The sequence below is a fragment of the Sphingobacterium sp. 18053 genome (assembly GCF_902706145.1).
GTDB classification, from domain to species: Bacteria; Bacteroidota; Bacteroidia; order Sphingobacteriales; family Sphingobacteriaceae; genus Sphingobacterium; species Sphingobacterium paramultivorum.
Genome location: NZ_CACSJW010000003.1, coordinates 533,124 through 551,508, shown reverse-complemented (window position 1 = coordinate 551,508; position 18,385 = coordinate 533,124). Strand labels below are relative to the sequence as shown.

Here is an 18,385-nt window from a genome sequence, read left to right as displayed (position 1 = left end):
TAAATTAGTACATGAACAATTGTACGGGCTAGTTTAGTGCAAGGCGCATTAGATGACTTAGATTAATTGAAGAGCATTTCTCTGACAATATGCTCTAAATCTTCCAAGTCAAATGGTTTGGCTAAAAAGTTATCCGCTCCGGCTTCTAGCGCTAATTTTTCTAAATTATAATTGGCAGATAGGAGTACCACAGGTATTTCATTGTATAGCTGATGTGCTTTCAAAAGTTTCGTCGCGTGAACCCCTCCTAATGTCGGTATCCAATTATCCATTAAGATCAGGTCGGGATGAACATCTTCCACGCGTTCAAGCACATCTTCGGTTGTTTCAGATGTTTCTACATGATATCCTTCTTGTTCCAGTACAATGGAGCAGACTTCAAGGATATTAATATCATCATCGAATATAAGAATTGTTTTGAGATCCATAAATGTTAGTTTTTTGGGTAGATATTTTAATATACGCTTTTTTTGATAGTTGTTAACGGCTTTTCGTAATTAATTTAAAATAGCGCATTTTGGCGTATTAATAGTAAATTCATTTATCAGGTTTTTATTTATGATCTCATTGATAAATCATTAAATATGAAAGCAGCAATTTTTCTTTTTTTCATTATCGTAGTCGCATAGATTTTTGATAGCTAATTGACGATGACCATTATGAGAAAAATGCAGTTTAAATTATCTTTTACTCACCGGGTAGAGGATATTTTTAATGACAATGTAGATATTCATATTATAGTGAATAATGATGAAGTATATGTTGCTACTTTGTTTATGTTAAAAAACATTAACATGTTGATGCGACGTGATGAGGCTTCCTATTTCTGGGCTTCCGATATGGTTATCGTGCCAAATTTATCCCATTTAACGATCCGTAAAGCTATTCAAGAGGCATTGAATAATGCGTGTTTTGAAAATGCCTGCTCAAAAATAGGCGCAGTTAAAAAAGTGTTTGATTATGAAGGATGGCAATCCTATTCCGAGGTTGATAAAACTTCTATTTATGAATGATCTTAGAAAATTGCGTTACTGGCATTTGCTAATCGTTCATTGGTCAAGCCAATGAACGATATTAAGCAGAAACTGTGCATTTTGGTAAGCAGAAGGATGATTCATTCCTCTTTTTTCACTTTTAATGCCATGGAGTTGGGCAGAAAAAGGAGCGCCATCTCCGAATATCACAATTCTTCCCTTCCCAAATCGAAGGTATGCACCATTTGCAAATCCTTTGCCCGGCAATTGGGGAATATCGTCCGGTATAGGCCTTTTTATCAGATTAGCATCAGTAGGTAAATAAATTTCATATTCATCGTCCAACAAAGAAATAATCTGTGCGGTTGCTGGGACTGTAAATCCGGTGCCGCCCCAGCACATGATACTGTCTATTTCTGTATTTGATCCAGCTGTGATTTCATTGGGTAAAAGCGTTTTTCTATCTCTTGAAAAAATTTCGGGCTGTCCATCTTTTCGTAAAGCAAAGCCATTAATAACATGAATATCGAATACTGCGGCAAGAGCCTGTACCGATCCGCCACAGGGCATATGGTCTGTGACCAAAAATAAGTTTCCGCCGTCAAATACCCATTGACGGAGAATTTCTATTTCCTTATCAGTAAAAGCCGAACGGGCAGGAAGGCTCCAGTTTTCTGGATCATATAGCGCATTTACACTGATATATATTTTTGCTTCTTTTAAACTATCCAAATTAATTTTTTCTTTGGCACTGCGAAGCCTATATCCGTCCGCTTGCAGAAGAGTTGAAAATGCGGCATAAGTTCCTCTCAAAGTAACTGGATTGTTGTGTGCCTCGTCAAATAGGAGCAGTGGTCCATCACCGATCCGATGGTGCGGATCGGTAATGGGATAATGAAACTGTTCGTCAGCTACCTGCTGGGCCTTTAGTTGCACTATACTCAGCAGTGTAAAGTATAAGCAGACAATCATTCTTTTCATATCTTTTTTAAATAGGATGATTAATCAGTCTTCAGCCAAAGGTCTTTTTCAAAACAGGTCATCTGCTCCACTTTTCCATTGGCAACAGAAAATGTCAAAGGAAAGGTACCATCTTCGTTGAGGAAAAAAAGTTCAGAGCGAGGGGTAAATGAAATTGTTTTGTTATCCCATAATTGTTTAAGGATTATGCCTTGTGCCGAAGGTTCTATGGTAATTTTAAAATTGTTGTCGTTGGCCATGAGGTAAGTTCCGGCAAGCTGTTTCAGTTGAGATGCGGTCAGGCTCACAATTTTATTCGGGTCAAACGGTACACGCTCACATACAATTCTGCCCAGGATCTTAGCTTGGCTAAAATCCCCAGCGCTATTTTTTAAGAACTCTATCGCATAGCCTTCGTTTTTGGATTCAAAATGCGTATCATCTTTACGGACGAGCTGATATCTTTTTTTCTGATCCCATAGCTGTGTTGCATACAAGCTATTTTCTTGCTCGTCGAAAGCAATGAAAGCTACTTTGTTGGGGAGTTGGTAGTAGCCCTGAAATGATTTGAGCAGAGTCTGATTTTGCTGGAGGGAGGCACTTGTGGAGGCGGTCTGCGCAAGTGTATCATACGAGGCTAAAAGGCAACATGCTCCCACTAGTAGACCGAAGGTTGCTTTAGAAATTTGGCTTATCGCTTTCGAGCGAATACTTGGTTTAATTTGTTGTATCATAATTTTTTGTGTTGATATGATACAAGATTAGGTCTTTTTGATAGGTTAACCGTCCGAATGGATGCAATCGAACAAACTTCACTTCGTTAAGGTGATTGTTTACCATAGACTTTCATATATTCTGTCGGCGTAATACCAGTTGCTTTTTTGAAGCTGCTGTAAAAAGTTGTTCTTGAATTGAAACCTGCACTTATCGCTACCCCAAACATATCAAGTCGCTTGGCCTCTTCGGATAATAATAGTCTTTTCGCTTCCTCCGTGCGCAATTCGTTGATAAACTGGTAAAAATTTCTCTCCAAGCCATTGTTTATGATATAGGAAAGATCATGCGAATTGATGCCGATATGGTCTGCGAGGGATGAGAGGGTTAGGCCAGGGTCTAGATATAACTTTTCAGCTCTTGTTTTCTGTACGATTTTTTCTTTTAACGTGCCTACCTGTTGTTCTGTCAACCGCTCCTCGGTTTTAATTTTCTTTGGTTGGTCACTTTCATCAATCAGATTATCGGTAGATTCAACAGCATATATTGACCGCTGTGTTAAAGTTGCGTACCCAAGGGCCAATGAGCCCATGAAATATAGGATTGGTGCAAAGGAGTTAAATACAAAATGAGCCAATGCCAGCAAACGGACAAGGATCATAAATAATAGTGCGATCAACAGATATTTCAACCAGATCATGTTGATCTTCTCTATATAGGAAGATAGCTGGCGAATGTTTTTTTGATGTATTTTAAAGAGTCTGTAACAGGCAATCCAATAAAAGATACATTGTGCAAAGAATAAATATTTAATGGCAAATATGATCCACTGCGGTAATTTAGGCGGATGGATGTAACTATTAAAAAGTCCCGGTATCAAGTAAATAGCAGAAAAAAGCAGAAAAGCCAGGAGAGGCACAAAATGTAATCCCCAATACCGAATCGGAGTCGTTGGTTTGACCATGTGATGAACAGCAAGATAAAAGCAGGGGAGGGTGGCCCAGCGGGGTAGTTCAAGAACATGGATCAAGGCTTCACTTTCGATTTGAAAACCTTCGAGAAAGAGCTGGGTAAATAAGCATGCCAACAGAAAATAGTATGTGCCCAGCCAGCGGTCGGCCTGGAGACCTGTTTTGTTGACCCCCATAAAGATCAAAGTCCCGAGCAACCAAAGTGCACCAGCTGAAAAAGCGTGAAAAGTATAGAGTATGTTGACCATGGTTTATATTAACCTATCTTTGTACTGTGAATTTAAACATAATCGGCCAAATGAGTTACATCATCCAGATGGGCACACCGATCCAGCCATTTATAGACAGCAGCGCAACCAAGTAACATAAAAAGAAATTACAGAATGCTAAGAGCAGACGCAACCATCTCGGAGTCAATTGAAACCAACGCTTATAGAGGAGCAAACTACTGACGATAACAAATATTGCAAATAAGAGCATGCCCAGGAAAATAGAAAAACTTGTTGCATTACAAGACGTAAACAATTCCTTGTGACTGGCGTCTGTCAATCCCATGAGCCGATATGCTGCAATAAAACAACAGGTTCCTACTGTTGGCAATAAAGGAATTCCGAGGTCCATCAATTTTATTTTTCGAAAGAGCGTAAGCACTATTCCCACCAGACTAAAAATCATATAAATCGAAATGGCACTAATTCCTAGATAGATGGGGATTTTCTGTATGAGTATGGAAGCCCAAGGCACTTTTCGATAGAAACTATTGCCATAACCCTGAAAGAAAGGTTGGCCCATGGAATCTTGCGCTAATACAAAGGAAGGAATAATATCCTCTTTTGCGCGGAATAAGCCATTGCCGATGTGGATCAGTGAATCCACCTGTCCGTTTTCTTTTTTGACGAGAAGCCGATCCCTGCTGATCCCCCTTAATTCAATACCGCCAAAGATCCGCCTATAGAATTCCCAACGATCATTTTTGGGATTCATAAATTGGTAGTATCCTAATAGCGGTTTTATTTTTTGTTCATCTATCGGTAAGCTGGTCAATTTCGGCGGGGATATGTTTTTAGTTAGAAAGTCTTCGATTGCTTGCGAGATCGGCCACATATTGACTACACTGTTCGCTGCTATGGCATAAGCTATACCAGCTTCGCGATTAAAAAATAGCCAGGATACAAAACCTTCTCCTTTGCCGTTATGGCCTCGCAGGCTAACCTTTTTATTATTCGGGAACAGATCATTGCCCAAGGTATAGCCGGTTTGTAATCCAGCCTGGCTGGCAATGGTACTGTGGATAATCTCCATTTCCTTTAAATAGACATTATTTGGTAGTGTGCTGTTGGCACTGCCGTTGAGTAGGTAAAGCATAAATTTGGCCATATCTTCGGCGTTTGATACCAATGCGCTGCTAGCTCCGTTGCTACCTGGTTTATAGAAAGGCACAGGCCTGAATTCCCCATCTTTAAAATCGTAACCTGTGGCGAAGTTAGGCATACGTGTTCCGTGAAGATCGAATAAGCTATTGCTCATATTTAGTGGTGAAAAAATCTGCTGCTGCAAATACTTGTCCCACGGCATTCCCGTCACTTTTTCGATGATATAACCCAGTACATTATAACCGGGATTGGAGTAGGACATCATCGTTCCTGGCTTCCAGCGGACGGTCAGCGAATTGCTTACAGCCTTGATCGCTTCGATACCAAGTAAGGGCTTTTCACTGATATTTACCATACTGTTGAGTTGTACATCATCAAATCCAGCGGTGTGTTCCAAAAGATGAACCAGCCTTACCGGATCTGTATCTTCCCAACGATTGTTAAAAGGAATTTCAGGTGCTATAGCGCGAATGCGGTCGCTGAGTTTAAGCTTTCCCTTGGCGACTAGTTGCTGGATTCCCATCGCTACGAAAAATTTTGTTACGGAGGCAAAGTGAAATTGGGTGAGCTGATCTACAGGACGACGTTTCTGAAGGTCAGCATAGCCCATTCCGCCAACATATAGCATGCTATCATTTTTAACAATCGCGACCATCAGACCCGGGATATTTTCCTTTTGTATAATGGTATCGAGCTGTTTATGAAGTTGAGCTATAGTGTTTGATTTTTCCTTGGAAGTGACCTGTCTTGCTGCGGTAAAATAACTTGCGGCAAGTAGTACTATGATATAGAAAGTCTTTAAGTTGATCATAAGCTTTTTCTTTTTTGCAAATTAGCAATGATCTTTCCTGAATCTGTCCGTCTCCATCCAGACGTATAATTCACATTGTAAGCTTTTCCGATTACTACCAACTTTTGGAGCTTTAGCAATTTAAATACTGCTCAAGATCAAAAGGACAATCCCTTCGTTATTTTTGATTATTTTAATAAGGCGAGACTTAAAAATTGGCTATTAAAGATGTGATTATATTTTTTTAAAGGGGAAATAACTATAGCAAGTCAGATTTTGCTAGAGAGTTCAAAATTTATTAGTTTTTGCATTCATGCGGTGATAAAGGAAGACTATATATTTGAGGCTAGATTCGAATCTTTAGTATATAAAAACTAAAATGAAAAGATGTATGATATATGGACAATTAGGTGTCATTGACGCAAATTGTCCGTTATCGTTGATTGATATAAGTTTTGCCCCATTTTTCTAATGCTAGAAAAATTTCTTCCAACGATTTACCTAAGTCTGTTAGTTGGTATTCCACTTTAGGAGGTACAACAGGAAATACTTCCCTAATGATAAGATTATCTTCCTCCATCTCTCGCAGTTGCGCAGTTAACGTTTTATCAGATATGGGGTCCAATTGCTCTTTAATTGTTTTAAATCTTAGAGGCTTACCCGATCTCAATATTTTATAGATTTTTAGTTTCCATTTACCGCCAAGGATAGACAAAGAAGCTTCGATAGTACAATCAGCATTGGGATTGTTTTCACAGTTGATGGTGGATCTTCTGCTGTAGCTCATTTTTTTATTTTATTTTTTGTAGTAACAGTCTTTAAATCAATAATGCAAACTTTGTTTTTAGTTACTTACCTTGTGGTAAGTTATTGTATTTCAGTTTTTTGTATTTTACCTTTGGCTATTGAAATTAATATTTAATGTATGAATAATAAAATTCTAATTGCCGGAGGTTCGTCCGGTATTGGTTACGGTATAGCCAAACACTTTTATGAAAAAGGATGGGATGTCTTGATTACCGGCAGAAACAAAGATAAGCTAAATTCTGCAAAAGATGTAATGCCGGGTATTCAAACTATAGTATATGACAGTACGGATGACAATCATTTAGCGCATCTAGTCGAGTTTATAGAGGACCACTGGAACGGAAGGTTAGATATCTTGGTCAACAGTGCTGGCCATGTTGAGCTGGGAAGTTTAAAGGATATTTCAAAATCTTCGTTGGAAGCTATGTATCTGGCTCATTTAATCGGCCCCTCTTTACTCACTTCAAAATGTTTAAAATTCTTGACAGCTACAAAGGGACATATTTTGAACATAACCAGTAGTCATGGCATCAAAATATATGCTGATTTAAGCGCATATGGTTCCGCAAAAGCTGGATTAAATATGTTGACGAAAATCTGGGCACTTGAGTTGGCGCCACTTGGTGTCAAAGTAAATGCGATTGCTCCTGGGCCAACCAATACCGACATATTGAAATCAGCTGGTTACGATGATGAGACTATTTTGAGCATTCAGGAAAGCGAAAAAAGGCAGATTCCTTTGCAACGGCGGGGAAATGTCGAAGATATTGTTTCGGTTGCGGTATCTATTTTAGCGTCTAGATGGACTACTGGAGTTATTCTACCTGTAGATGGAGGTATTTCGATTTCTTAAACTGACCATGTTTTTTCATTAAATACAGTGATATCGAAGGTGATATTACTTTATATCGTGAATATTTGAATAGGTTTAATTTTTAATTACCTGTTTTGTAGTGGAATACATATTCTGGCCCTTCTGTTGATACTGTCCCTGCAAATAAGATTTTTTTAAAATAAATAACAAAACAATGCAAAAAAGAATTAATATTAACGCAGCAGAACCCGAAGCTTTAAAAGCAATGATGGGTCTTGAAACCTACCTTTCTAAAGTAGATATTTCTAAAACTTTAAAAGAACTCATTAAAATTAGGGCTTCACAGATTAACGGCTGTGCGTATTGTATAGACATGCATACTAAAGATGCTTTAAAAAATGGCGAAACTGACCAGCGTATTTTTCTGCTAAATGCATGGCGCGAAGCTGGATCAATATTTTCTGATGAAGAGAAAGTTGTGTTGTCAATTGCAGAAGAAGTTACCCTTATTCATCAACAAGGTCTTTCTGAAAGCGCATACAGCAACGCACTTACGTATTTTACGGAGAACCAGATCGCACAGATAGTTATCGCTGTAGTGACAATAAATGCGTGGAACAGAATTGCGCTTAGCAGTCACCTTCAAGTCGGCGGCGCTTTCGCGTAAATGAATTGAGGTATAAAAAAAATCGTAGAATTTAATTCTACGATTTTTTTTTATACCCAGCTTTTAACTATACGATACTCACTTAACCTATATAAAGGGGGTGCTTTTGGCTCTTTTAATAAAGAAAGATACCCGACTGTAATTATTCATGATATAATCAACTAAAATTTACTTCACTTTATATAGTGAATATCGAGGTGATAATACGGTATATCGTGTTTTATCGATTTGAATTTAAGTTTAAGTTATTGGTTTTTAGTATTTTGTGTTTATTGGCCTCGATGTTGTTTATATTAAGATATATAGATATTCATTAAATTTAAAATTTAAAAACATGAAGATTTTAGTCATTGGAGGTACAGGATTGATCGGGACAAAAACTGTCACGAAATTACGGGCGCTGGGGCATGAAGTTATTGCAGCATCACCCAACACGGGTATAAATACCATTACGGGTGAAGGTTTGGCAGAAGCCGTAAATGGGGCCGAAGTTGTGATTGATTTGGCCAATTCACCGTCATTTGCAGATAATGATGTAATGGAATTTTTTGAGACTTCTGGAAAAAATCTACTAGCAGCAGAAATTAATGCGGGAGTAAAGCATCATATTGCATTGTCTGTTGTCGGAACGAGCCGACTACAGGCAAGTGGATATTTTAGGGCAAAGCAAGTACAGGAAGAGCTTATTGTCAAATCAGGTATTCCGTTCACGATTATTCATTCCACACAATTTTTAGAGTTTCTAGGCGGTATAGTTGCCTCTGCGCAAGACGGCAATGTTATCAATCTGTCTACCGCTAAAATACAGCCAATTGCCGCCGAGGATGTATCTTCGTTTGTCGTCGATTTCGCACTAGGCCAGCCTATTCAAGGAATCGTAGAAATTGGCGGCCCCGAACAATTTGAACTGGCGGCCCTAGTGCAACAATATTTGCTCAAGACAGAAAACCCAAAAAGAGTTGTTGGAAGTAAGGATGCCTTGTATTTTGGTGCACCTTTGGAAGAATTAACTTTAGTGCCTTCGATCGATGCAAAATTGGGTAAGATGACCTTTGAAGAATGGTTTGGCCTAAGTGTTCAAAAATAAACTAAATCTGATCCAAGGGCAAGCTGCGCTCTTGGATTTTGAATGATATTTTTTAAAATATTATACTATGAACAGTTTCTATAAAACTTTTACAAGCTCTTTGGGCCGAAAATTTACGATGGCATTGAGCGGACTGTTCCTCATCAGTTTTTTGCTGGTGCATATGTCAGTCAATGCACTTATATTTTATAACGATGGTGGAGTAACATTTACAATCGGAGCACATTTTATGGCTACAAATCCCGTAATCAGGACGTTGGAAATCGTTCTTATCGTTGGATTTGTGCTTCATATTATACAAGGCCTTCTGTTGTGGAAAAAGAACAGAGCCGCGCGCCCCATTAAATATGCCTATCCGCTGGCAACACCCAAAATTAAATGGTATAGTAAGAGCATGACTCTTTTAGGGACACTTTTGCTTCTTTTTTTAGTGATACACACATCCAACTTTTGGATACCCAATCGTATTCACCAGTTTCGTTATGATGAGGAGCTGCCACTTTATAATCTGATGTTGGAGAAGTTTAGCAATCCGCTGGAGGTATTAATTTATTTATTTGGTTGTGTCTCGCTGTTTTGGCATCTTTTGCATGGTTTTAATAGTGCTTTTACATCGCTAGGTATATCACATCGACGCTATAATGGTTTTATAAAATGTATGGGGACGAGCTTTTCAGTAATTGTACCGTTTGTATTATTTTTAATGCCGTTGTCTATTTATTTTAAGTGGATAAATTAATAGACAGATTGTGTATATTCGAAGTATAGCCTAATTGTCAACACTCAGTAATAATTGTAACCATATTGCTGTACTACACTTATCTATAACATGAAAGCAAATAAAACAACCAATCCTAAAATTGATGTGTCTCAGCAGGGGATAGCATATTACCAAAAAGAGCGCGAAATTCTATTGGCATTAGGTAATGATTTGACTAAAGTTCGTGATAAAAATGATCTTATTCGGCTTTTTAAGAGAGGTATAAAAGGCCTATATTTCATTACGCATACCATTGTAACTACCATCGATTATAAAGATGATACGTATAGTCCTTTTCTTCTGGACAATGATGGTTCCCCAATCCGGGATCATCCGCGTTATGCCGAAATGATTAAGGCACGTTTTCCTCTTAATGAACCATTTATTCAGGCTGTTTTGGATGCCTCCGAGCCAATTTCATTTGTGTTATCGGATATTATTGAAGACCCCAGAAGTCCAAATTTCCTACGCGTCAATTATGAAAAAGGCGTTCGGGAAATTTTAATGGCTAAATTAATGCGAGAGGGACGTGCTATTGGCTTCCTTCACATTTACACTGATCAAATAAATGGCTTTAGCCAAAATTTCAGAGATGTCATCGTCGGCATTATTCCTCAAATATCCAGTGCAGTCTCCAATATAGTAAAAAACGAAGAGCTACTTAAAAGAGAAAAGGAGAAGACTTTTCTGCTTGAATTCAGTAGCCGAATGGCTGCTGTAAGGACAAAGGAAGAATTAACGGAGACAGTTCGGGATGTATTGAAGCAACTTAGTCCGACTGGAAGTTTTGTCATTCGGCGAATCTGTGGCGATACCAAATCTCTTACAGAGCCCTACATTTATGATTTCGGAAGCCATCCCATACCGAAAGCCACAGGGGAGTGGTTCCAACAATTGCCCCTCAACGATGGTTTACAGAACCGTATTTTAACGAGTGCTATTCCGCTGCTATTTGATGTCGACCGGGAGGTGCAACGTGGTATTACTTCAGGTTATCTCCAGTATTGGAAATCATTGGAAATAGCGACATTCACGGGGATAAGGTTACGGAATGGTGAGAACAATTTAGGACTGTTGTTGTTAGAAACCGCCGAAATCAATATCCCATTACTTCAGAGCATTTGTGCACAGATCTCAACGGCAATTTCAAATACGCTGGCTAATGAACAGCTTGTTAAAAAGCAACAAGAGCAATCTTTTTTATTGGACTTCAGCAATGATATTACCCAGCTCAGGACAAAGCAGGACCTTCAGTCGGCTATCAGCAGGGTTTTGGACAAAACCCTATCCACGAGATTATCCATGATCCGTGTGATCGAAGCAGATGGAATGCACTTATCTCCTTTTATGTATGACGCAGCACTGTTTACTAAGGCAAAAAATGATTTTGATAAAATGGCAAGCAATCTTATTACAATCGATGAGTTATATACCGCTCAAGTGTTGTCCAGCAAGGAGGGACTTGTATTTAATGTTGACGAGGAAATTAAAAAAGGAAACGATTATGCTCGATTATGGAAGACCACGGGGCGACGTAACATGTACGGGCTGCCTTTGCGGATCGGTGATAAGAATATTGGTACGATATGGTTGCTAGCAGACCAACTCAATAAGATGCTTATTAAGGGCATTTGTTCCCAGATTTCAATTGCTATCGATAACATCCGTGCGAATGAACAATTGTTAGCTTATAAAAAGAATCTAGAAATAGAGAATGATTATTTAAAAGAGCAGATCAAGACCATTTACAATTTTTCTGAAATAATTGGCAGCGGAGAGCCGATGCAGCAAGTGTATCGTCTAATGTCGCTCGTGGCAAGTACTGGCACTAGCGTATTGATTACAGGTGAAACTGGTACTGGAAAGGAGCTCGTCGCCAGAGGTATACATACGTCATCGGATCGAAAAGATAAAGTCATGGTCAAGGTGAATTGTGCCGCTTTGCCCACTCACCTGATCGAAAGTGAATTATTTGGCCATGAAAAAGGTGCATTTACAGGAGCCGTAGAACGCCGTATCGGTAAATTTGAATTGGCACACCGAAGCACACTTTTTTTGGATGAGATTGGCGAACTGCCGTTAGAAGCCCAATCTAAATTATTGCGAATCATTCAAGAACGTGAGTTGGAAAGAATCGGTGGTCAGCAGATCATCAGAATTGATGTACGGCTAATTGCTGCTACCAATCGTAACTTGGAAGAAGAGGTAAAAGCGGGACGTTTTCGGGCCGATCTATATTTTAGACTTAATGTGTTTCCGATACATATACCGCCACTGCGTGAACGCCTCGAAGACATCGCCCAACTGACTGATTTTTTCATACAAAAATATAGTCGTAATACCGGGCGCAAGATTAAGAAAATAATGCCAAAAGTAATCCATCAATTGCGTGGCTATAGCTGGCCGGGAAACGTGCGTGAGCTGGAACACCTGATCGAACGATCTATACTTTTGACCACAACAGAGATAATTGACCATATCTATCTTCCAAAGCCACATGCTGAGTCTGGACAGGAGGACTTAAATTTTCTAAATTACTCACTTGACGAATTGGAGCGCAATTATATTATTCAAGTATTAAAACGTTGTGCTGGAAAGATCTCTGGTCCGGGCAGTGCATCCGAAATTCTCAAAATTCCTGGCAACACATTGCACTCGAAAATTAAGAAATTACAAATTAATAAAAGCGAGTATTTTTCCTAGAGTTTAATTTTTACGTTTAGTAAAAATATTTTAAAATATTAGGATGGTTGAGTTTTAGCTATTGTCATTAAAATGATTTATTCTACGAAAGATAAGGAGATTGAAAATGGAATTATTATTATTCCCGATATTAGTGGTTATACCCGTTTCGTCCACAATGTTGATCAGACAACAGGGAGGATAATTACTTATGAATTGTTGTCCGCAATTATTTCGAATAATGAAATGTCACTAAACGTCTCTGAAATTGAAGGCGATGCCGTTCTTTTTTACAGATATGGGTGTCAGCCCAATCTCAAAGAATTGGTTAATCAATTTGAACGTATGCTTAGTAGTTTTAATAAAAAAATCGAAGAAATTTCGTTAAGGATGGGTAAGGAGCTAAGTCTATCGTTAAAAATGATTGTGCACTATGGCTCTTTTTCGGAATATAATATCAATGGCTTTACCAAGCTTTATGGTGAAACGGTGATCGAAGCTCATCGATTGCTTAAAAATTCCATTAATAGCGATTGCTATTTATTGATTACAGATAAACTATTTGATAATTATAATTTCTCGAAAGGCTCACATCCCAATGGGCTTCAAGCAATGCAACTTTGTGAAGTTTACGGCGAGCTTCGAAATATTTGCTATTGCTATTATGATTATCAAAATGATAGCGTTCTACCACAATAGCAGATTATCCTTCATACTTCTAACTTTTACATCTGTTTTATATTGGGCATTTTTCACATTGTTGGTTATTATTTAGTTTCTGCCAATAGTATTTTCCCAGGTCGTAATACGATTAAACAACAATCAGATTTCACGTTCTGATAGACTAGAATATTTGTACAATCTGAGATTGAACAAAAATGTTCGGCATGATAGGTACCATGATCAGATGATAGTTGTATTGTAGTTATCTAATAGATGGACACTTTAACCCTGTAATTACATTATTAGCATATGGAGGTATCCATAAGTTGACAGATCAAAACCAAATACATGAAATTAAAACATATCATTTATCTATTATTATCATTATTGTTAATAATTAGCTCTTTTTTACATATTAATGCTCAAGCACTCAAATCGAGTCCGGACCTTATTCACGGTAAGCTTCCCAATGATTTCAAGTACTATATCCATAAAAATACTCGGCCTCAAGCCCGCGCGACAATTTATTTAGTTGTTAAAGCAGGGTCGATCTTAGAAAGCGAAAAAGAACGAGGACTCGCTCACTTTATTGAGCATATGAGTTTTAAAGGAACAAAAAATTTTACAAAAGATAACTTGCTTGACTATATAAAGAAATGCGGTGTACGTTTTGGCTCTGATCTAAATGCTTATACGGGTTTTGAGGAAACGGTTTATCAATTACCTATTCCAACAGATGACGAGGCTTTTTTAGAGTTAGGTCTAAAAATCACAAGAGATTGGGCTGGAGAGGCAACCTTATTACCCAAAGAAATAAAGTCTGAGCGGGGTGTTGTAATTGAGGAAATGCGACAGCGATTGAATGCATCACAACGGATTCAGGAACAGCGCTTCCCTATTTTATTAAATGGATCAAAATACGCCTCCCGACTGCCTATAGGCACTAAAAAAGTAATAGATAGCTTTTCACAGTCTGACATCAGAGGATTTTACAATAAATGGTACAGACCAAATTTGGAGGCAATTATCGTGGTGGGAGATATAGATGTAGATAAAACCCGTAAAATGATCGTCTCGTTATTTAGTTCATTGCGCAATCCTCCTTATATAGAAAAGCGCCCATCTTATCATGTCGTTCTAGACGGAAAAAATCGGTTTCAAACTCTAGCTGATCCAGAACAGTCTCAAGTAACTATTGATATAACAAGAAAACATTATTTGACCAATGTTCGAAGTGAGCAAGATCTCGGAAGAAAAATTCAGCGGATGTTGTTTTCGACAATGTTATCGACGAGATTAGAAAACGACAGGCAAAATACTGGTCGTCCGTTGAATCATATTGTTGGAGGATTCTCTCCATTGATGGGTGGTATAGAGGCATTTTCTGTCCAGTTTTCCACCCACGAGCATCAGATTGAATCGGGCTTTAAATATGCCTGGCACTTGATTTGGCAGATCAAGAAGAAAGGTTTTAGTGCAGATGAGTTAGCAAACGCAAAGAAAAAGCTCCGAGCACAACTTTTAAGTTCACAGCGAGAAGGGTTTTCCAGAACTTCAAGTTACCTCGCCGACCGGTATAAACAGCAATTCCTGACAGGTGAGCTTTTTCCCGGCGTGAGCGTAGAAGACAGTATCTATAACTCTGCTCTTTCCACTACAGTTCTTGCTGATGTAAATAAAATAGCTGTAGAGACGCTGAGTGATTACAACCGCGATGTTTATATTGTTGTACCTTCTAAATTTAGTAATAAACTTCCTCTACAAAGCGAGGTGGAAGACTGGATTGCCCAGGCGCAAAAGATGGAAGTTAAAAGTCCGCAAACTGTTTTAGTTCCACAGCATATTCAATCTCCATTTTCTAATGCTGGCCAGATCGATTCTATTAAAAACATAGGTTATCTAGGCGTATCAGAATGGTATCTCAGTAATGGAGCAAAAGTGGTTATTAAGCAAACATCTGATCCAAGTGACAAAATGCATTTTATGGCGATCAGTCCGGGCGGAACGTCTCAATATAGTGATAAAGATTTTCAATCTGCGGCGAATAGCGCAAGCATCGTATCCAGCTTTGGTACTAAAAATCTGTCAGCGCCCTTATTGAAGCAATTTATGGACGAGCGACAGCTTAACCTTCAATCTTTTATTTCCGAGCATTATGAAGGAATGCAAGGGAGTGCTCCAATATCTCAGATTTCGGATTTTCTTGAGCTTATTCATCAGCGATTTTCCTCACCTGAAAAGGATCAGGCAATTTTCAATAAGATTATTGAGGATACGCGGCAAGGGATCTCTTTTCGGCATAGCAATCCCGATATCGTTTTTTTAGATACTATTTCGGCATACATAAGTGGAGGAAATAGTAGAAGAACAGCTCCGGATCTCCGAAAAGTTGGTGAAATAGATCTCGATCGGGTTATGGATATCTATCATGAGCGATTTGCAAATGCGGGTGATTTTACATTTATTTTTGTGGGTAGAATTGACACGCTCAAGCTACGAAATCTCTGCGAAAAATATTTAGCCTCATTACCTGATCAAGGTATACGTGAAAATGTAATTGATCTAGGTATACGTACACCTAATGGACAAATAAGTCGTCTCGTACGTGCCGGAATTACTCCAAAAGCTACGGTCAGACTTATTTTTGGTGGAGATTATCAATATACGTTAAATGAACGAATGAATGTTACTGCCCTACAAGAAATTCTTCAGTACCGTTTGCTACGCAGATTAAGAGAGGAGCAGGGAGGTGTTTATACACCACAAGTGGTATCTAGTCAGCGCAAATATCCCAGTCCCAGGTATAGTTTTACAGTTAATTTTGGATGTGACCCTTCGCGAGTTGACGAACTTATAAAACTTACCCAAGCAGAAATCCGTTCAATGGCTAAATCAATATCCCAAGATGATTTAGATCGGTTCAAAGCAGAACAACGGCGTCAAAATGAGTTAGCGTTAGAGGATAATGGATTCTATCTAGGTTATCTTACCCTAGTTTATCAGGATAGAGAGAATTTAGATGTTTTTGAAAAACTTGTCGCAGAAATGGAATCGCTAAAAACTAGTACGCTTCAGGAGGCAGCTTCGAGGTTATTATCAGGTGAAAACTATTTACGTTTTGTTTTGCTTCCAGCTTCTTAAAAATATTTTTTATAAAATGAGAATATGATAGGTACGTTTCATTTTGGTAGTTGTCTTTCCGAAAGATGAATGCTCACTACACCTATGAAAAGGAACCAATCAGGATGAACAGAGAAAATATGTTCAAACAGGTCTTTGATCTTCTATTTGTTCCGTTAAGTTTTTATGCACAAAAAATTGTAGGATCTGTTGCGGAGGCAGAAGATCTTGTAGAAGATGTGTTTTTACAGTGCTGGCAACGCTCACAGATATTTGAAGATACCGAACACGCTAGATTTTTTCTTTATCGGGCAGTTCGAAATGCTGCTTTGAATGTTGTAAAAGCGAAATTACGCTTTGAACAAAAGCATTACATGGCTGGAATGCTTCAAGAAAAAAGTGAACAGAGCCATTTAGAATATATTATTCATACTGAGCTTATCAGCGAAATTTATAGTGAGATAGCAATGCTTCCTAAACAACAGCGCAAAGTAATGTTAATGAGCTTAGAGGAAGGGAAAAAACTTCAGGACATAGCGGATGAATTGCATCTCTCCCTTCAAACAGTTAAAAACTGCAAATCTAGGGCTATGGCCCGATTACGTATTCAATTAAGTAAAGAAAATTGGCTCTTGATACTTGTTTTAATAGAGCTTATTCTTTCAGAATAAATAAAAAAACACAATATGGAATAGGTACCCTTTCAATCCTTGGGTGTATTACGAATAATGATGGACCAAAATACTTATGAAAGTGAAAAGCAAGCGCGCCGTATGGCTTTTCTGCTTGCAGCATATTTACGGAAAGAGGCTAGTGAAGCTGAAATTCAAGAACTTCTTACTTGGCGAAGTGAGAACGAAAGAAACGAGAAGCTTTTTGAGACACTTTCTGATAGAAAAAATATCAATAGTCATTTGTTGGAGTATGCCAAATGTACTTCTGCCTCAAGCTATAGAAGACTATCCCAAAGAATAACGGCTGAAGCACGTTGTAAGAATAGAAATAGCAAAAATTTGTTAAAGTTGAATATAACTGCGGCAGCGGCCATTTTTGTCGCATTCCTAGGTATTGTTTTCCTTGTATACCATCACACATCCAGTGAAGTTAACCGCAGGGGATCGGATCAATTAAGGTTTGTACTTTCTGATGGGTCTACCATCGTGTTGGACAGTGTTAATGGAACACTTAATGTTCAGAAAAATAATATTGTAGACCAACATGGAAGACAGCTGTTCGCCAATATAGGAGAGACTCCTAATCTGGTGTATTTAGAAGTTCCAGCAGGTCGTCAGCAGGAGATTATCCTTTCCGATGGGTCACATGTCTGGCTGAATTCATTATCAGCCTTAAAATTTCCACTCGACTTTGCTGAGAAGGATCGAAAAGTTGAGCTGAAAGGTGAAGGATATTTCAAAATAAAACACGAAAATAATAGATCATTTGAAGTAAAAAGCCGATCGCAACGTATCGTCGTATTAGGTACAGAGTTCAATCTTCGGGCATTTCCGGGAGAAGAAATTCGTACAACACTGGTTAGGGGGAGGGTGAGTATTGAGAACAACAAGAAAAAAAAATCTTTATTTCTTCATCCTGGAGAACAGAGTATAATGACAGACGATGGAACTACCTATAAAAGGTCAGTCGATGTTGATTCTGAGATTGCTTGGAGATATGGTGTTATCAGCTTTAATAGAAAAACCTTCGCTCAGAGTATGGACGAGATTGCTAGAGCCTATGGTTTTGAATTACAATATCATGGGCCAATTCCAAATCATAATCTATCAGGAAGCATTCATATTGGTGCAAACCCGGCGGTCATAGAAGTTTTATTACGTTCCATTGGAGTTGACTTCACCATCAATGGGAAGCGACTTATTATCAATAATAGAAAGGAGGTAGATACAAGCCAATAGCATATTTATACTATGAAAAGAAAAACAAGTAAACGGATACTCGGATATTTCGATAAAAATACCTTGCTATCAAAACATAAAAACCAAACT

The 18,385-nt window shown here is 38.3% G+C and carries 16 protein-coding genes; 10 read left to right on the top strand and 6 right to left on the bottom strand.

Translation table 11 applies throughout. The features are described from left to right. Positions 1–62 precede the first annotated feature (62 nt). Positions 63–428, bottom strand: a complete 366-nt coding sequence (locus GVK91_RS09060) for a response regulator (protein WP_159728058.1) — start codon at positions 426–428, stop codon at positions 63–65. A 231-nt stretch (positions 429–659) separates the two neighbouring features. Between GVK91_RS09060 and GVK91_RS09055 the strand changes: the two genes are divergently transcribed. After that, positions 660–1,013, top strand: coding sequence for a hypothetical protein (locus tag GVK91_RS09055; RefSeq protein ID WP_159728056.1), 354 nt, complete (start codon positions 660–662; stop codon positions 1,011–1,013). Between the two features lie 36 nt (positions 1,014–1,049). Here the strand turns inward: GVK91_RS09055 and GVK91_RS09050 are convergent, their stop codons facing one another. The 5 genes from GVK91_RS09050 to GVK91_RS09030 form a co-directional block, all read right to left on the bottom strand. Further along, positions 1,050–1,955 carry a hypothetical protein gene (locus tag GVK91_RS09050; protein ID WP_159728054.1) on the bottom strand — a complete coding sequence of 302 codons (906 nt, stop codon included), beginning with the start codon at positions 1,953–1,955 and terminating at the stop codon, positions 1,050–1,052. 20 nt (positions 1,956–1,975) lie between these two features. Then, positions 1,976–2,668 carry a hypothetical protein gene (locus GVK91_RS09045; protein WP_159728052.1) on the bottom strand — a complete coding sequence of 231 codons (693 nt, stop codon included), beginning with the start codon at positions 2,666–2,668 and terminating at the stop codon, positions 1,976–1,978. Positions 2,669–2,754: 86 nt separating this feature from the next. After that, on the bottom strand, positions 2,755–3,867 hold the full coding sequence (locus GVK91_RS09040; RefSeq protein ID WP_159728050.1) for a helix-turn-helix domain-containing protein: 1,113 nt from the start codon (positions 3,865–3,867) through the stop codon (positions 2,755–2,757). Positions 3,868–3,922: 55 nt separating this feature from the next. After that, on the bottom strand, positions 3,923–5,803 hold the full coding sequence (locus GVK91_RS09035; RefSeq protein ID WP_159728048.1) for a serine hydrolase: 1,881 nt from the start codon (positions 5,801–5,803) through the stop codon (positions 3,923–3,925). 412 nt (positions 5,804–6,215) lie between these two features. Next, positions 6,216–6,569, bottom strand: a complete 354-nt coding sequence (locus GVK91_RS09030; protein WP_159728046.1) for a helix-turn-helix domain-containing protein — start codon at positions 6,567–6,569, stop codon at positions 6,216–6,218. A 138-nt stretch (positions 6,570–6,707) separates the two neighbouring features. Here GVK91_RS09030 and GVK91_RS09025 point away from each other — a divergent pair, with 138 nt between their 5' ends. The 9 genes from GVK91_RS09025 (at position 6,708) to GVK91_RS08985 (ending at position 18,295) form a co-directional block, all read left to right on the top strand. Further along, positions 6,708–7,442 carry an SDR family NAD(P)-dependent oxidoreductase gene (locus GVK91_RS09025; protein ID WP_159728044.1) on the top strand — a complete coding sequence of 245 codons (735 nt, stop codon included), beginning with the start codon at positions 6,708–6,710 and terminating at the stop codon, positions 7,440–7,442. Positions 7,443–7,617: 175 nt separating this feature from the next. Then, the gene (locus GVK91_RS09020; RefSeq protein WP_159728042.1) at positions 7,618–8,070 is read left to right on the top strand and encodes a carboxymuconolactone decarboxylase family protein; all 453 of its coding nucleotides are present in this window, start codon (positions 7,618–7,620) and stop codon (positions 8,068–8,070) included. A gap of 334 nt (positions 8,071–8,404) precedes the next feature. After that, complete coding sequence (locus GVK91_RS09015) at positions 8,405–9,157, top strand: SDR family oxidoreductase (RefSeq protein ID WP_159728040.1); 753 nt, start codon at positions 8,405–8,407, stop codon at positions 9,155–9,157. Between the two features lie 67 nt (positions 9,158–9,224). Next, positions 9,225–9,896, top strand: a complete 672-nt coding sequence (locus GVK91_RS09010; protein ID WP_159728038.1) for a succinate dehydrogenase cytochrome b subunit — start codon at positions 9,225–9,227, stop codon at positions 9,894–9,896. 90 nt (positions 9,897–9,986) lie between these two features. Beyond that, positions 9,987–12,620: a sigma 54-interacting transcriptional regulator gene (locus GVK91_RS09005; protein WP_159728036.1), complete on the top strand. Its 2,634-nt coding sequence runs from the start codon at positions 9,987–9,989 to the stop codon at positions 12,618–12,620. A gap of 72 nt (positions 12,621–12,692) precedes the next feature. Continuing rightward, positions 12,693–13,298: a DUF2652 domain-containing protein gene (locus GVK91_RS09000; RefSeq protein ID WP_159728034.1), complete on the top strand. Its 606-nt coding sequence runs from the start codon at positions 12,693–12,695 to the stop codon at positions 13,296–13,298. Between the two features lie 312 nt (positions 13,299–13,610). After that, positions 13,611–16,403 (top strand): pitrilysin family protein, encoded by a 2,793-nt coding sequence (locus GVK91_RS08995; protein WP_159728032.1) that lies wholly within the window; start codon positions 13,611–13,613, stop codon positions 16,401–16,403. A 104-nt stretch (positions 16,404–16,507) separates the two neighbouring features. Beyond that, positions 16,508–17,053 carry a sigma-70 family RNA polymerase sigma factor gene (locus GVK91_RS08990; protein ID WP_159728030.1) on the top strand — a complete coding sequence of 182 codons (546 nt, stop codon included), beginning with the start codon at positions 16,508–16,510 and terminating at the stop codon, positions 17,051–17,053. Positions 17,054–17,110: 57 nt separating this feature from the next. Next, positions 17,111–18,295, top strand: coding sequence for a FecR family protein (locus GVK91_RS08985; RefSeq protein WP_159728028.1), 1,185 nt, complete (start codon positions 17,111–17,113; stop codon positions 18,293–18,295). Positions 18,296–18,385 lie beyond the last annotated feature (90 nt).

What these genes read in the sequence shown, in the direction of transcription:
- GVK91_RS09055 (WP_159728056.1), top strand. Translation starts at nt 660, where the DNA reads ATGAGAAAAATGCAGTTTAAATTATCTTTTACTCACCGGGTAGAGGAT.
- GVK91_RS09015 (WP_159728040.1), top strand. Translation starts at nt 8,405, where the DNA reads ATGAAGATTTTAGTCATTGGAGGTACAGGATTGATCGGGACAAAAACT.
- GVK91_RS08995 (WP_159728032.1), top strand. Translation starts at nt 13,611, where the DNA reads ATGAAATTAAAACATATCATTTATCTATTATTATCATTATTGTTAATA.
- GVK91_RS09035 (WP_159728048.1), bottom strand. Translation starts at nt 5,803, where the DNA reads ATGATCAACTTAAAGACTTTCTATATCATAGTACTACTTGCCGCAAGT.
- GVK91_RS08985 (WP_159728028.1), top strand. Translation starts at nt 17,111, where the DNA reads ATGATGGACCAAAATACTTATGAAAGTGAAAAGCAAGCGCGCCGTATG.
- GVK91_RS09005 (WP_159728036.1), top strand. Translation starts at nt 9,987, where the DNA reads ATGAAAGCAAATAAAACAACCAATCCTAAAATTGATGTGTCTCAGCAG.
- GVK91_RS09000 (WP_159728034.1), top strand. Translation starts at nt 12,693, where the DNA reads ATGATTTATTCTACGAAAGATAAGGAGATTGAAAATGGAATTATTATT.
- GVK91_RS09020 (WP_159728042.1), top strand. Translation starts at nt 7,618, where the DNA reads ATGCAAAAAAGAATTAATATTAACGCAGCAGAACCCGAAGCTTTAAAA.
- GVK91_RS08990 (WP_159728030.1), top strand. Translation starts at nt 16,508, where the DNA reads ATGAACAGAGAAAATATGTTCAAACAGGTCTTTGATCTTCTATTTGTT.
- GVK91_RS09050 (WP_159728054.1), bottom strand. Translation starts at nt 1,955, where the DNA reads ATGAAAAGAATGATTGTCTGCTTATACTTTACACTGCTGAGTATAGTG.
- GVK91_RS09040 (WP_159728050.1), bottom strand. Translation starts at nt 3,867, where the DNA reads ATGGTCAACATACTCTATACTTTTCACGCTTTTTCAGCTGGTGCACTT.
- GVK91_RS09025 (WP_159728044.1), top strand. Translation starts at nt 6,708, where the DNA reads ATGAATAATAAAATTCTAATTGCCGGAGGTTCGTCCGGTATTGGTTAC.
- GVK91_RS09010 (WP_159728038.1), top strand. Translation starts at nt 9,225, where the DNA reads ATGAACAGTTTCTATAAAACTTTTACAAGCTCTTTGGGCCGAAAATTT.
- GVK91_RS09045 (WP_159728052.1), bottom strand. Translation starts at nt 2,668, where the DNA reads ATGATACAACAAATTAAACCAAGTATTCGCTCGAAAGCGATAAGCCAA.
- GVK91_RS09030 (WP_159728046.1), bottom strand. Translation starts at nt 6,569, where the DNA reads ATGAGCTACAGCAGAAGATCCACCATCAACTGTGAAAACAATCCCAAT.
- GVK91_RS09060 (WP_159728058.1), bottom strand. Translation starts at nt 428, where the DNA reads ATGGATCTCAAAACAATTCTTATATTCGATGATGATATTAATATCCTT.